The following is a 13552-nucleotide window of genomic DNA, read 5'->3' as shown; positions in this document are numbered from 1 at the left end:
TGCGGCCCCAGCCACTCATATCTCGACCTGGGTCCCCAGCTCGATCACCCGGTTCAACGGCAGGTTGAAGAAGCGCAAGTTACCGTTGGCATTCTTCAACAGGAATGCGAACAGGTTGCCCCGCCAGTGCGACATCCCCTCCAGACGCGACGCAATCACCGTTTCCCGGCTGAGGAAGTAGGTGGTACGCATCGGGCTGAAGTCCAGCTCATCCAGGTGACACAGCTTCAGTGCCGCCGGCACGTCCGGCTCATCCATGAAGCCAAAGTGCAGCAGCACGCGGAAGAAGCCATCACCGTAGGCCTCGACCTCGAAACGCTCTTGTTCCGGCACCCGTGGACGATCTTCGCTGACCACCGTCAGCAGCACCACCTGGCTGTGCAGCACCTGGTTATGCAGCATGTTGTGCAGCAGCGCATGGGGCACCGCATCTGCCCGCGCCGTCAGGAACACCGCCGTACCTTCTACCCGATGCGGGGGCTGCACGCGGATGCTGCTGATGAACACCGGCAGCGGCAGCCCGCCCTCATCGATACGCTCCACGAGGATCTGCTTGCCGCGCTTCCACGTACTCATCAGCAAGAACAGCACGCCGCCTGCCAACACCGGGAAGGCACCGCCCTGGACGATCTTCGGCACGTTGGCCGCGAAGAACAGCCCGTCGACGAAGAGGAAACCGACCAGAATCGGTACTGCCAGCACCGGCGGCCATTTCCACAGCAGCAACATCACCGCCGACACCAGGATGGTGGTCATCAGCATGGTGCCGGTCACGGCCACACCGTAAGCCGCCGCCAGTGCGCCGGAAGACTCGAAACCGATCACCAGCAACACAACGCCGACCATCAATGTCCAGTTCACCGCACCGATGTAGATCTGCCCCTGCTCGTCGCTGGAGGTGTGCTGGATCTGCATGCGCGGGATATAGCCCAGCTGGATAGCCTGGCGAGTCAAGGAGAAGGCCCCGGAAATCACTGCCTGCGAGGCAATCACGGTGGCCATGGTCGCCAGCCCGACCATCGGCAGCAGTGCCCAGCCTGGCGCCAGCAGGTAGAACGGGTTGCGGGCGGCGTCGGGGTTCTGCAGCAATATCGCCCCCTGGCCGAAGTAATTGAGTACCAGCGCCGGCAGCACCAGGGCAAACCAGGCACGAGCAATCGGTTTACGGCCGAAGTGGCCCATGTCGGCATACAGCGCCTCGGCACCGGTCAGCGCCAGCACCACAGCGCCGAGGATGGCCACACCCATGCCTGGGTGGACGATGAAGAAGTTCACCGCCCAGCCAGGGTTGAACGCCTTGAGCACTTCCGGGCTCTGGGAAATGCCATGGGCACCCAACGCGGCGAGCGCGAGAAACCAGACCACCATGATGGGGCCGAACAGCTTGCCGATCTTGTCGGTGCCGTGCTTTTGCACCAAAAACAGGGCCACCAGCACCACCAGCGAAATGGGTACCACCCAGTGGTCGATCCCGTCGAAGGCCAGGCCCATGCCCTCCACGGCAGACAACACCGACACCGCCGGGGTGATCATGCTGTCACCATAGAACAGCGAGGCGCCGATCAGGCCACAGACAACCATCAGCGAGCGCAGGCGCGGATAGGCCGCCGTGGCCCGCCGCGCCAGCGCGGTCAATGCCATGGTGCCGCCCTCGCCCTGGTTGTCGGCGCGCAGGATGAACATTACGTACTTGAACGACACCACCCACAACAGCGACCAGAGGATCAGCGAGAGGATCCCCAGCACCCCATCATGGTTGACCGGCACCCCGTAGCCGCCGGTAAAGACCTCTTTGAGGGTATACAAGGGGCTGGTACCGATATCGCCATAGACCACCCCGACCGCTGCCACGAGCAGGCCCAGCGACCGTGTCGCGCCCTGCTTCCCCGCGTGCCCGCCTTCGGCGTGACTGCTTGCCTGAACCATCGAACACTCCCGCAGATGGCCTTGAAGGCCGGTAGAATTCACACCTGCGTCAAGGGCATCCATCAACCCCGGCGCAATGGCGCGAAGCATAGCGCAGCGTTCGTCGCTTTTCTGCTGGTCAAGCGACCGTGCGCTCGCTAGAATTGCGCACTTTTTGATCAGAGGCGCCGAAAGCGCCCGTCAAGATCGCCCCCGTGTGCGGCTGGGCGAACTGCATTCAATACCGAGGTTAGTCATGTCCACCACTCCCGCCACCCCCAAGGTTGGTTTCGTCAGCCTGGGTTGCCCCAAGGCCCTGGTCGATTCCGAGCGCATCCTGACCCAGCTGCGCATGGAAGGCTATGAAGTCGTGCCCACCTACGAGGATGCCGATGTAGTGGTGGTCAACACCTGCGGCTTCATCGACAGCGCCAAGGCCGAGTCGCTGGAAGTGATCGGTGAAGCGATCAAGGAAAACGGCAAGGTCATCGTCACCGGCTGCATGGGTGTCGAAGAAGGCACTATTCGCGACGTGCACCCAAGCGTGCTGTCGGTGACCGGCCCGCAGCAGTACGAGCAGGTGGTCAATGCCGTGCACGAAGTGGTGCCACCACGCCAGGACCACAACCCGCTGATCGATCTGGTGCCGCCGCAGGGTGTCAAGCTGACCCCGCGCCATTACGCCTATCTGAAGATTTCCGAAGGCTGCAACCACAGCTGCAGCTTTTGCATCATCCCGTCAATGCGCGGCAAGCTGGTCAGCCGCCCGGTCGGTGAAGTACTGAGCGAGGCCGAGCGTCTGGTCAAGGCCGGCGTCAAGGAAATTCTGGTGATCTCCCAGGACACCAGCGCCTACGGCGTCGACGTCAAGTACAAGACCGACTTCTGGAACGGTCGCCCGGTCAAGACCCGCATGCTTGAACTGTGCGAAGCGCTGAGCAGCCTGGGTGCCTGGGTGCGCCTGCACTACGTCTATCCGTACCCGAACGTCGACGACGTGATCCCGCTGATGGCCGCCGGCAAGATCCTGCCGTACCTGGATATCCCGTTCCAGCACGCCAGCCCCAAGGTACTCAAGTCGATGAAGCGCCCGGCCTTCGAAGACCGTACCCTGGCCCGCATCAAGAACTGGCGCGAGCAATGCCCAGAGCTGGTGATCCGCTCGACGTTCATCGTCGGCTTCCCTGGCGAGACCGAAGAAGACTTCCAGTATCTGCTGGACTGGCTCACCGAGGCCCAGCTCGACCGCGTCGGCTGCTTCCAGTACTCGCCGGTCGAAGGCGCCCCGGCCAATGATCTGGGCCTTGAAGAAGTGCCGGATGACGTCAAGCAAGACCGTTGGGACCGCTTCATGGCGCACCAGCAGGCCATCAGCGCTGCCCGCCTGCAACAGCGCATCGGCAAGGAAATCGAGGTGCTGATCGACGAAGTCGAGGAGCAGGGTTCGGTTGGCCGCAGCTTCTTCGATGCCCCGGAAATCGACGGCAGCGTCTTCATCGACGGCAATCATGGCTTCAAGCCGGGCGACAAAGTGCGTTGCCGCGTAGTGGATGCCGACGAATACGACATGTGGGCCGAGCCGGTTTAAAACCGTCGGCACATGAAAAAGCCCCTGCTGAGTATTCCCAATGCGGAAATACCCAGCAGGGGCTTTTTTCGTCAGAAGGTGTGAAAAACCATCATTCCAGCTTCTGCATCGGGGCTGGCATCGGAAAAACCCTTCACCGCATACAATTGCACTTTCCATTCCCGGTTGAGTTTATGGGTCAGGAACAGGGTCAGCTCCTGGATTTCTGAGCCCGTCGAGACGACTTTTTGCCGCCAGTCGTACGAAGCGCCCGCCGAGGTGCCTGTGGCCACAGGAATGGCAAAACCCAGGCTGGTAAATATCGGGTCCCTGAAGTCGCTGTCGGGCGGGTCGCCGAACTTCTTCCAGCCCAGGGTTGCGAAGCCGGTCACCGGGCCGAATGCCTGGGCGATGTCGACCTGGCCGGTATAGTCGTACTCGCCCGTGCCCAGGCACTGTTTTTCATCGGCAGTGGGAAATTTGACCTTGCCGATCAGGTCCAGCATCAGGCCACCCTCACTGCCGTCGAGCAGTGCATAGGCGGCGCTGGCAACCGTGTCGCCCAGCCCGCTCTCCACCGCATGGCAGCCACCGGGCAAGGGGTCGCCATTAGGGCCCACTTCAGGGTTGGTGATGCGCAGCCAAGGCACGGTTACCTTGTAAGTCATGGGGCCGGTTTCATACTTACCGACCACGGGCACGTACCAGATTTCCGAAGTGGTTCCCGTGCCATAGTCGCCACTGGAATAGTCCATACCAATGGAGGCGCTGAAGGTGTCGGCCAGGGCCGACGCACTGGTACAGGACAACAAACAGGCAAAAAGAGGGAGCGAGGGTCTCATCTGCACCTCGATATTCCGTCGGGAAGTGTGATCGGACTTTCCCAGCCTAGTTGCCTAATGCCCTGAGCGCTCCGGATGCTCCACTTTTTCGACCTTCTCGACTTTTTCTACCGTTTCAGGCTTTTCGACTCGCTCTACTTTTTCCACTTTCTCAACTTTTTCAGGTCTATCGACCTTCTCGACTTTTTCTACTTTTTCAGGCCTTTCGAACTTTTCGATTTTCTCCACCTTCTCGACTTTCTCGGGCCTTTCGACTTTCTCGACCTTCTCAGGCCTTTCGACCTTTTCGACTTTCTCGACCTTTTCCAACCTCTCGACTTCTTCGAGCTCTATTTTTTCAACATCCTCGACCTTTTCCACCCGATCGGAGCGGCCACTGTTGCTGCTCTCGCGTAGCTCCACGCTGTCGACATGCCCCGACTTGCCAGACCTGTCCTCACTTTCAAGGCTGTCATGGCCACTGGAGTCGATGACCGAACCCCGACCACTGTCTTCGCTACGGCTGCTGGAGTCACCACGCTCACCCTGGCCGCTGTTGATCGAGCTGCCCGAGCCGCTTGTGCCGTGCTCAGTGTTACGCCCGGAATGCCCTCTTTGCGAATGGTCGCCATGGTCGTCATCGAACTCGACGCGGGAGGCCCGTAGCTCGTGGGTGGCACTGAACACCCCGCTTACCCGCACCCGTTGGTCGAGCGCAATGGCAGCGGGCTGCTTGCCAGCGATCACGGTATCCTGCCCCAGCGTCACGTTGATGCCGCCGACTACCAACTGATGCGTCTGGCTGCGCTGCACAAGCCCTTCGATCACCGCAGTCTGCACGCGGCCGGCAAACGGCAGGCTCGGGTCTGGGCGGGTTTGCGCCACTTCCAGCTGGCTCCCGGTCCATTGGCCGCGCACCAATATTTCCCGCGCCGGAGCTACGCGGGTCCCCAGCTTCAGCCCCTGCAGGCTGCCAGGGCGGTCAACCGCACCGATGGCACTGGCCTCACTGAGCCCAGGCGCCCGTTCGATACGGCTAGCCACCACTTCGCCTGCAGCATCGCGCAAGCCGCTGACCCTGACCGGTTCGCCCGGCCTCAGCCCTTCAGCCACCCGCGCCCCGGCGGCAAGCCGCACAGGTTGGCCCATGACTCGCAGCGGCCCAGACGCATTGGGCAGTGCGGTCAGCGGCCCTTCGTAGACGTTGAGGATGGCGATGCGCCCGGCTTGCAGCCCGCGCTGGGTGCCATAGGCCTCCACCGCAACAACCTGCCCGATCGCCAGGTGGGCGCTGCTGGCAGGGGTACCGTTCTCAGTCACGGGTACATCCTTGCCGTAGTGCACTTCCTGGCCATTGACGCAAATAGAGGCAAACCCGGTGATGGTGCCGACTATGCCCGTGCCACCGGTACCGCCCGGGCGCCGGACAGGGCCGCGATCGATGGCGGTACCGTCTACACCCTCTGCCACCGCACCGGTACCACCAGTGCCGCCAGGGCGTTGCTGGATCGGTGCACCCGTGCCCCCCACGCCGCCGTTCTCGCTGCGCACGCCAGTGCCGCCAACTCCGCCGGTTCTGGCACCGGTACCACCGGTCCCCCCCGGGAACTGCAGGCTCGCCGCGCCGGCCATACCCACTTCATCACGGCTGACACAGACCGGCGCCGCAGTTACCTCGGCAGGCGCCAGCAGGCTCAGGCTCAAACCCAGAACGAGTGCGACAATACCGAGGTGGCGCGCAAGGGGTGTCATGAGCCAGCTGTCTTCGACGAGTCGGGGTCGGTGGCTTCAGTGTAGAAATAAAGCCCTACCGTAATGCGCTGGCGTTGCTCGTGGCTTGGCACGTCTGTGTTTTCCAGCTCAGCAGCCAGCCGGCTGAAGGCCAGCAGCGTCTGCATGCCATCCTTGCTGACCGCTTCGCGCAGCATGTCGACACTGGCTGGGGTCAAGGCATCGTAGTGCACGCTGCGCTCGAAAAATGGCAAACCTTCGCCGCTGAGATTATGCACCGCGGCGCAGGCGTGATCATGCAGGTTATGGCCGAAGTAAGCGGCTTTCTCTTCAAAGCCCTTCTGCGGTACGAATGCCTGAGTCTCGAGGTGGACGCAGTCCTGATCATCAAGGCGGACGATGCCCAGGCGCAGCCACTCATCAAGCACCACCCTGCCGCGGATGTCCGTGCTGATTTTCGCTACGAGGGCATCAAACGAGCAATCGCCGCCAACGCTGGCCAGCCGCGGCAGCGCCAACGCCTGCCCGGACGCGGTGCAGAATGGCGCGCAACGGGTCCATACGTTAACCAGCTGCGCACCCAAGGTAATATTCTCCGGCAGTGTAGCGATCGACGCCTCATGCTCGCTTCGCAGCCGCCTGACATCCTTGCGGTGCACGCCCGTGAGCAGGCTGATACGGCTATCTGTCGGCACCTTGTCGTCCAGGCGAAACTCGCGATGAGCCACATCGACAAACACTTCCTTGAGCACATCGGTGAACATCGTGTAGGTCACCCCCTTGCGCAGCATCAGGCGCACCAGCGGGCGCATGACCCTGCGCAGGGCGCTCAACATGGACGGGGGAAGCGTGGGCGATTGCATGAAGCGCATTCCTTGACAGTTGAACCCAGTATACGGGCGCGGGAAAACATCCCACACCAACTGTAACTACATCCGACTCAGAATGAGAAGAAGCTGTCAGCGCTCATTTCAAATGCGTGATAAGGGCTGCTTGCCCGAGACCCGCTCATACAAGACCCGTCCCTTGGGCCTTGTATGGGCTGTTCAATGCCCGTCAGCTCCTGCTGTTGTCATCGCCGACTTCGCCGGTGGCATGAGCACCACGGTCATCACCCTGTTCGCGACCCACATGGTTGCCGTTATCGTCACCAGGTTCACCACCAACGTGATTGCCATGATCGTCGCCAGGTTCACCGCCAACATGAGTGCCATGATCATCACCGGGCTCACCGCCAACATGATTGCCATGATCGTCACCGGGTTCGCCGCCAACGTGATCGCCATGATCGTCGCCGGGCTCACCGCCAACGTGATTGCCATGGTCATCACCCCTTTCAGCTTGGCTGCTGCGTCCGGAGTTCGAGTTGCCATCGTGGCCCTGGCCTGCTTCACCATGGCCGCTGCCACTGTTGCCGGCGTGGCCGCCACTGCCGTTGCCACTGCCACCGTGGCCGCCGCCACTGCCGCTGCCACCACCACTGCCGCCGCCGTGACCACCACCACCGCCGCTTCCGCCGCCACCACCGCTACCGCCGCCGTGACCACCACCACCGCCGCTTCCGCCACCACCACCGCCGCCGCCGTGACCACCACCACCACCGCTTCCGCCACCGCCTCCGTGACCACCGCCACCACCGCCACCACCGCCATCCTTGGCGTAGGCGCTGGAGCCATGAGAAATCGAGTCAGGAACCAATACGATGGCTGTCGACAGCACGCCTGCGACGGCAACTGCCAGTAGAGCCCTTTTGAACAGCATGTGAATGTGCATTTTCCGTCTCCAGGTCTTCGCCATGAGAACGCCAAATCAATCCGGGAATCTGTTGTCAGTTTTTACATTTTTATTCGTGGGAATTTTTCCCACGCCTAATTAATAGACTTCTGCGAACACGCCAGCAAGCGCTGCAGGCAAAAGCCGACCAGTGGCTGGCCTGCTATGTTTTCTCTATCGTTCTGGAGGAGCCTCGGCATGCATCACGCGTTGACGCTGCAAACCCCGCGCTACAGCGACTACGGCGAACTGGTGCAGGTCTGGGAAGAATCCGTGCGCGCGACCCATGACTTCCTGCCCGATGCCTACATCCTGTTGTTGCGCGATCAGGTGCTGCGCCGCTACCTGGACGCAGTGATGCTGGTGTGCTGCAAGGATCGCCAACGTATCTGCGGCTTTACCGGTGTCGCAAACGGCTGCGTGCATATGCTGTTCGTCGCACCTGACTGCCGTGGCCAGGGGGTTGGCAAGCGCCTGCTGCGCTATGCGATCGACGAACTGAATGCCGAACGCCTGGACGTCAACGAACAGAACCCACAAGCCCTGGGTTTCTATTTGCATGAAGGCTTCGAAGTGGTCGGTCGCTCGGAAACGGATGGCTTGGGGCAGCCATATCCACTGCTGCACATGAGGCTGATTCCTACAGTGTCCTAAGGCGGCGTCCGAATATGCCGTGGTCCACGTCCAAAATGGCGCATCTGACACAGATTCCCATCATCAACCGTGTACAGGCAGGTACAATGTAGGTCTTTCCCTGCCTTGCGAATTGCCCCATGTCTGAACCCGTCCGCCTGTCCAAACGCCTCATCGAGCAGCTTGGTTGCTCCCGCCGCGAGGCCGAGCTGTACATCGAAGGAGGCTGGGTCACAGTCGATGGCGTGGTGGTCGAGCAACCCCAGTTCAAAGTCGACGGCCAGCACGTCGAACTGCTGCCAGGAGCACGCGCCGAGGCATTGGAGCCCGTCACCCTGCTGATGCATCAGGCGGCAGGTGTCGACAGCGAAACCGCACGCGCCAGCATGGGCATGAATAACCTCAGCGAGGCCCACCGCGAAGGCGTACGGCCGTTGCATGGGCATTTTGCCCGGCTGACCTGCCTGGCTCCGTTGCAGCGTGGTGCCAGTGGCCTGCAGGTGTTCACCCAGGACTGGCGGGTTACCCGCAAGATCGACGCCGACCTTCGCCGCATGGAGCAGGAGTACATCGTCGAAGTGCGCGGCGAGACTACGCCACAGGCCTTGGAACGCCTGGCGCGCGGTGCAACGCGCAATGACCGGGAACTGCCCAAGGCCAAGGCCAGCTGGCAGAACGAGACCCACCTGCGCCTGGTCGTGAAAAACCCGCAGCCTGGGCAAATCTCCGAGCTGTGCGCCTACCTGCGCCTGGAAGTGCTGGGTATGCGCCGCATTCGCCTGGGGGGTGTGTCGATGGGCAAGCTGCCCGTAGGGCAGTGGCGTTACCTGGCAGCCACCGAACGTTTCTAAGCAATGCGCCACGCCGCGGCGTGGCTACTGAACAGGATTTTGCAGCAATGAACCACAACGATGTCCTGCGCAGCCTGCGCTACATGCTCAAGGTGAACGACGCCAAGATGGCCGAAATCATCGCGCTGTCCGGCCTCGACGTTAACCCGATCGTGCTCGCCACTTACTTGAAGAAGGAGGACGAAGCCGGCTTCGTGCGCTGCCCGGAGCGGGTCATGGCGCACTTCCTTGACGGCCTGGTGACCCACCGCCGTGGCAAGGACGACAGCCGCCCGCCACAACCGGTCGAACTGCCAGTGACCAACAACACCATCCTGAAAAAGCTGCGTGTGGCCTTCGAGCTCAAGGAAGAAGACCTGCACGCCATCCTCAAGTCGGTCAATTTCCCGGTGTCCAAGCCTGAACTCAGCGCGCTGTTCCGCAAGGTCGGGCATGACAACTACCGCCCGTGTGGCGACCAGCTGCTGCGCAACTTCCTCAAGGGCCTGACCCTGCGCGTGCGCGGCTGAGTGGCCATGCAACACACGGTTGCACCGGTCGGCATCGTCCGCTCCTGCTTCAAGGAGAAGTTCGCCATCCCGCGCCAGCCGCAGCTGGCGCCAGCCGCCCGCGGGGTGCTGGAACTGCTGCCGCCGTTCGATCAGGGTGATGCGGTGGCCGGGCTGGAGCAAGTCAGCCACGTCTGGTTGTTGTTCCTGTTCCACCAGGCACTGGAGGACAAGCCACGCCTGAAGGTGCGCCCTCCGCGCCTCGGAGGCAACAAGAGCATGGGTGTGTTCGCCACCCGCGCCACTCACCGCCCCAACGGCATCGGCCAGTCGGTGGTGCGCCTGGAGGGAATAGAACCAGGGCGCCTGCTGCTGTCCGGGATCGACCTGTTGGACGGTACGCCGGTACTGGATATCAAACCCTATGTGCCATACGCCGACAGTGTTGCCGGAGCGAGCAACCTGATTGCCAGTGATGCGCCAGACGCGATTGCCGTTGCCTGGAGCGACACTGCCCTGCCCCAGGCCCACGCGCATGGGCTGCGCCTTGGTGAGCCGTTGGTGGAACTGATCGAACAATGCCTGGCTCAAGATCCGCGCCCGGCCTATCAGGTACCACCGCCGGAGCGGGTGTATGGGGTGAAGTTCTGGGACGTGCAGGTGCGCTGGCATTACCCGCAACCGGAACAGATCCAGGTGCTGGAAGTCGTTCGGGACGTTTGAAGATTACCTCTTGCAGGCATAAAAAAACGCAGACCACGGTCTGCGTTTTTTCGCTGCTGCGTTCGTCTTATTTTTCGACGAAGGCACGCTCGATCAAGTAGTCACCCGGCTCGCGCATGCGTGGGGAGACCTTCAGGCCGAAGCTGTCGAGCACTTCGCTGGTCTCGTCGAGCATGCTTGGGCTGCCGCAGATCATCGCGCGGTCGTCCTCTGGGTTGATCGGTGGCAGGCCGATATCGCTGAACAGTTTGCCGCTGCGCATCAGGTCGGTCAGGCGGCCCTGGTTTTCGAATGGCTCGCGGGTCACGGTCGGGTAGTAGATCAGCTTGTCACGGACCGACTCACCGAAGAACTCGTTCTGCGGCAGGTGCTCGGTGATGAATTCTCTGTAGGCCACTTCGTTGACGTAACGTACACCGTGAACCAGGATCACTTTTTCAAAGCGCTCGTAAGTTTCCGGGTCCTGGATGACGCTCATGAACGGCGCCAGGCCGGTGCCGGTGCTCAGCAGGTACAGGTGCTTGCCCGGCTTCAGGTCGTCGAGAACCAGAGTACCGGTTGGCTTCTTGCTGATGATGATCTCGTCGCCTTCCTTCAGATGCTGCAGCTGCGAGGTCAGCGGGCCGTCCGGGACCTTGATGCTGAAGAACTCCAGGTGCTCTTCCCAGTTCGGCGAAGCGATGGAATAGGCGCGCATGAGCGGACGGCCGCTTTCCTGCTGCAGGCCGATCATCACGAACTGACCGTTCTCGAAGCGCAGGCCCGGGTCGCGGGTGCACTTGAAGCTGAACAGGGTGTCGTTCCAGTGGTGCACACTGAGGACACGTTCGTGGTTCATGTTGCTCATCGATGGGGCTCCTGAAGAAAACGCAGCGCGCAAGACGCGCAGTTGCGCGATAGTTTAGGGGCAGCGACAATATCTGTTAACTGAATTATCAAGATATGTGTTATCGGTTATATAGATATGCGATTTACACTTCGTCAGCTTCAGGTATTCGTCGCCGTGGCCCAGCACCAGAGTGTGTCGCGGGCGGCCAACGTGCTCGCGCTTTCACAATCGGCGGCGAGCACTTCCATCACCGAACTAGAGCGCCAGTCGAGCTGCCAACTGTTCGACCGTGCCGGCAAGCGCCTGGCCCTCAATGCCTTGGGCCATCAGTTGCTGCCTCAGGCCGTCGCACTGCTCGACCAGGCCAAGGAAATCGAAGACCTGCTCAATGGCAAGTCCGGCTTCGGTTCGCTGGCGGTCGGCGCCACGCTGACCATCGGCAACTACCTGGCGACGCTGCTGATTGGCAGTTTCATGCAGATACACCCCGAGAGCCAGGTGAAACTGCATGTGCAGAACACTGCGCATATCGTGCACCAGGTTGCGCAATACGAAATTGATCTAGGTCTGATCGAAGGTGATTGCAACCACCCGGACCTGGAGGTGCAGCCCTGGGTGGAGGACGAACTGGTAGTGTTCTGTGCACCGCAACACCCCCTGGCCAAGGCAGGGCGCGCCGATGTCGAAGCCCTGTCGCGGGAGGCCTGGATCCTGCGCGAGCAGGGTTCCGGCACACGCCTGACCTTCGACCAGGCCATGCGCCATCACCGCACCAGCCTGAACATCCGCCTGGAGCTGGAACATACCGAGGCAATCAAGCGCGCCGTGGAATCGGGCCTGGGGATCGGTTGCATTTCCCGGCTGGCCCTGCGTGATGCCTTCCGCCGTGGCAGCCTGGTGCCGGTGGAGACGCCGGAGCTGGACCTGATGCGCCAGTTCTATTTCATCTGGCACAAGCAGAAATACCAGACCTCGACGATGCGTGAATTCCTGGAATTGTGCCGCAACTTCACTGCGGGCTTTACCCGCAGTGACGAGATCGTCTTGCCGCCGATCGCTTAAAGCAGGATCACACCCCACACCAGCGCAACCATGCTAAGCGCCACCAGCTGCGCGGCGCTGCCCATGTCCTTGGCGTTCTTCGACAGCGGGTGGCGCTCCAGCGAAATGCGGTCGATGGCTGCTTCCACTGCCGAGTTGAACAGTTCGACGATCAGGCCGAGCAGGCACACGGCAATCATGATTGCCCGCTCGGCACGGCTGACCGGCAGCCAGAAGGCGATCGGAATCAGCAGCACGTTGAGCAGCACCAGCTGGCGAAAGGCGGCCTCACCCTTGAAGGCGGCGCGCAGGCCGTCCAGCGAGTAGCCGGCGGCATTGAAGATGCGTTTCAGGCCGGTCTGGCCTTTGAATGGCGATGTCATGTGAGTCACTTCACAACAGAAAGGCCAGCAGACTAGTGCGGCGCGGGTCAAAAAAGCGTGAATCCAGGCGTTGTCAGTTGCTGGCAACCGATTCAAGTTGTTGCAGCAACAGCGCGGCCTGAGTGCGGGTGCGCACACCCAGCTTGCGGAAGATAGCCGTCACATGGGCCTTGATGGTCGCTTCCGACACACTCAATTCATAGGCGATCTGCTTGTTCAGCAAGCCTTCGCAGACCATGGTCAGCACGCGGAATTGCTGCGGGGTGAGGCTGGCCAGCCCTTCGCTCGCGGCCTTGGCTTCGGCCGATACATCGACCTTTTCGAAGGCTTGCGGTGGCCACCATACCTCGCCATCGAGCACTTTTCTCACGGCATCCTGAATGACTTCAAGGCCGCTGGATTTTGGAATGAAGCCGCTGGCACCGAACTCGCGGGACTTGACCACCACGGCGGCCTCTTCCTGCGCCGAGACCATCACCACCGGAATCTGCGGGTACTGGCCGCGTAGCAGGACCAGCCCGGAGAAGCCATAGGCACCCGGCATGTTCAGGTCCAGCAGGACCAGGTCCCAGTCGGCTTTTTCGCTCAGGCGGGTTTCCAGTTCGGCAATGCTCGCCACTTCAACCAGGCGCACATCGGCGCCCAGGCCGAGGGTAACGGCCTGGCGCAGCGCGCTACGAAACAGCGGGTGGTCATCGGCTATCAGGATTTCGTATGTGGCCATCGATCTATGGATCCTGTTCTGTGCCAAGCGCATGTCGGGTAGTAGAGCGCCTGGCGGGGAATCGGCGCGAAGGGTGCCGAGCA

At 61.6% G+C, this 13552-nt stretch carries 14 protein-coding genes; 6 read left to right on the top strand and 8 right to left on the bottom strand.

Annotation, left to right across the window (positions count from 1 at the left end):
- Positions 1–15: 15 nt before the first annotated feature.
- A complete protein-coding gene (locus APH28_RS13715; protein ID WP_060510157.1) occupies positions 16–1926 on the bottom strand; it encodes a potassium transporter Kup in 1911 nt (636 codons plus the stop codon).
- 235 nt (positions 1927–2161) lie between these two features.
- Between APH28_RS13715 and rimO the strand changes: the two genes are divergently transcribed.
- Positions 2162–3493 (top strand): 30S ribosomal protein S12 methylthiotransferase RimO, encoded by a 1332-nt coding sequence (gene rimO / locus APH28_RS13710; protein ID WP_060510155.1) that lies wholly within the window; start codon positions 2162–2164, stop codon positions 3491–3493.
- A 71-nt stretch (positions 3494–3564) separates the two neighbouring features.
- Here rimO and APH28_RS13705 read toward each other — a convergent pair whose 3' ends face one another.
- The 4 genes from APH28_RS13705 to APH28_RS29160 form a co-directional block, all read right to left on the bottom strand.
- Entirely contained in the window at positions 3565–4314 is a 750-nt protein-coding gene (locus APH28_RS13705; RefSeq protein WP_060510153.1) for a hypothetical protein, read from the bottom strand.
- Positions 4315–4368: 54 nt separating this feature from the next.
- Positions 4369–6045 (bottom strand): DUF5666 domain-containing protein, encoded by a 1677-nt coding sequence (locus tag APH28_RS13700; RefSeq protein ID WP_060510151.1) that lies wholly within the window; start codon positions 6043–6045, stop codon positions 4369–4371.
- Entirely contained in the window at positions 6042–6887 is an 846-nt protein-coding gene (locus tag APH28_RS13695) for a DUF6502 family protein (RefSeq protein ID WP_060510149.1), read from the bottom strand. Before APH28_RS13695 ends, APH28_RS13700 begins: the two co-directional genes overlap by 4 nt.
- 193 nt (positions 6888–7080) lie before the next feature.
- Positions 7081–7797, bottom strand: a complete 717-nt coding sequence (locus tag APH28_RS29160; protein WP_082432297.1) for a hypothetical protein — start codon at positions 7795–7797, stop codon at positions 7081–7083.
- Between the two features lie 198 nt (positions 7798–7995).
- Here APH28_RS29160 and APH28_RS13685 point away from each other — a divergent pair, with 198 nt between their 5' ends.
- The 4 genes from APH28_RS13685 (at position 7996) to tsaA (ending at position 10492) form a co-directional block, all read left to right on the top strand.
- The gene (locus APH28_RS13685) at positions 7996–8451 is read left to right on the top strand and encodes a GNAT family N-acetyltransferase (RefSeq protein ID WP_060510147.1); all 456 of its coding nucleotides are present in this window, start codon (positions 7996–7998) and stop codon (positions 8449–8451) included.
- Between the two features lie 119 nt (positions 8452–8570).
- The gene (locus tag APH28_RS13680; RefSeq protein WP_060510146.1) at positions 8571–9281 is read left to right on the top strand and encodes an rRNA pseudouridine synthase; all 711 of its coding nucleotides are present in this window, start codon (positions 8571–8573) and stop codon (positions 9279–9281) included.
- A 47-nt stretch (positions 9282–9328) separates the two neighbouring features.
- Entirely contained in the window at positions 9329–9790 is a 462-nt protein-coding gene (locus APH28_RS13675; protein WP_060510143.1) for a DUF1456 family protein, read from the top strand.
- 6 nt (positions 9791–9796) lie between these two features.
- A complete protein-coding gene (gene tsaA / locus APH28_RS13670) occupies positions 9797–10492 on the top strand; it encodes a tRNA (N6-threonylcarbamoyladenosine(37)-N6)-methyltransferase TrmO (protein ID WP_060510141.1) in 696 nt (231 codons plus the stop codon).
- A 67-nt stretch (positions 10493–10559) separates the two neighbouring features.
- Here tsaA and fpr read toward each other — a convergent pair whose 3' ends face one another.
- Positions 10560–11339 carry a ferredoxin-NADP reductase gene (fpr, locus tag APH28_RS13665; protein ID WP_060510139.1) on the bottom strand — a complete coding sequence of 260 codons (780 nt, stop codon included), beginning with the start codon at positions 11337–11339 and terminating at the stop codon, positions 10560–10562.
- 117 nt (positions 11340–11456) lie between these two features.
- On the opposite strand from fpr, the gene finR reads away from it, so the two are divergent.
- The gene (gene finR, locus APH28_RS13660; protein WP_060510137.1) at positions 11457–12383 is read left to right on the top strand and encodes a LysR family transcriptional regulator FinR; all 927 of its coding nucleotides are present in this window, start codon (positions 11457–11459) and stop codon (positions 12381–12383) included.
- On the opposite strand, the gene APH28_RS13655 is transcribed toward finR, so the two are convergent.
- Positions 12380–12745, bottom strand: coding sequence for a diacylglycerol kinase (locus APH28_RS13655; RefSeq protein WP_060484470.1), 366 nt, complete (start codon positions 12743–12745; stop codon positions 12380–12382). The two genes, finR and APH28_RS13655, sit on opposite strands and share 4 nt — an antisense overlap.
- Positions 12746–12818: 73 nt before the next feature.
- On the bottom strand, positions 12819–13469 hold the full coding sequence (gene erdR, locus APH28_RS13650) for a response regulator transcription factor ErdR (RefSeq protein ID WP_054883428.1): 651 nt from the start codon (positions 13467–13469) through the stop codon (positions 12819–12821).
- Positions 13470–13552: the final 83 nt, after the last annotated feature.

The sequence above is a fragment of the Pseudomonas sp. NBRC 111124 genome (genome assembly GCF_001320245.1).
Lineage (GTDB): Bacteria > Pseudomonadota > Gammaproteobacteria > Pseudomonadales > Pseudomonadaceae > Aquipseudomonas.
This window is presented reverse-complemented; position numbering and strand designations above follow the sequence as displayed.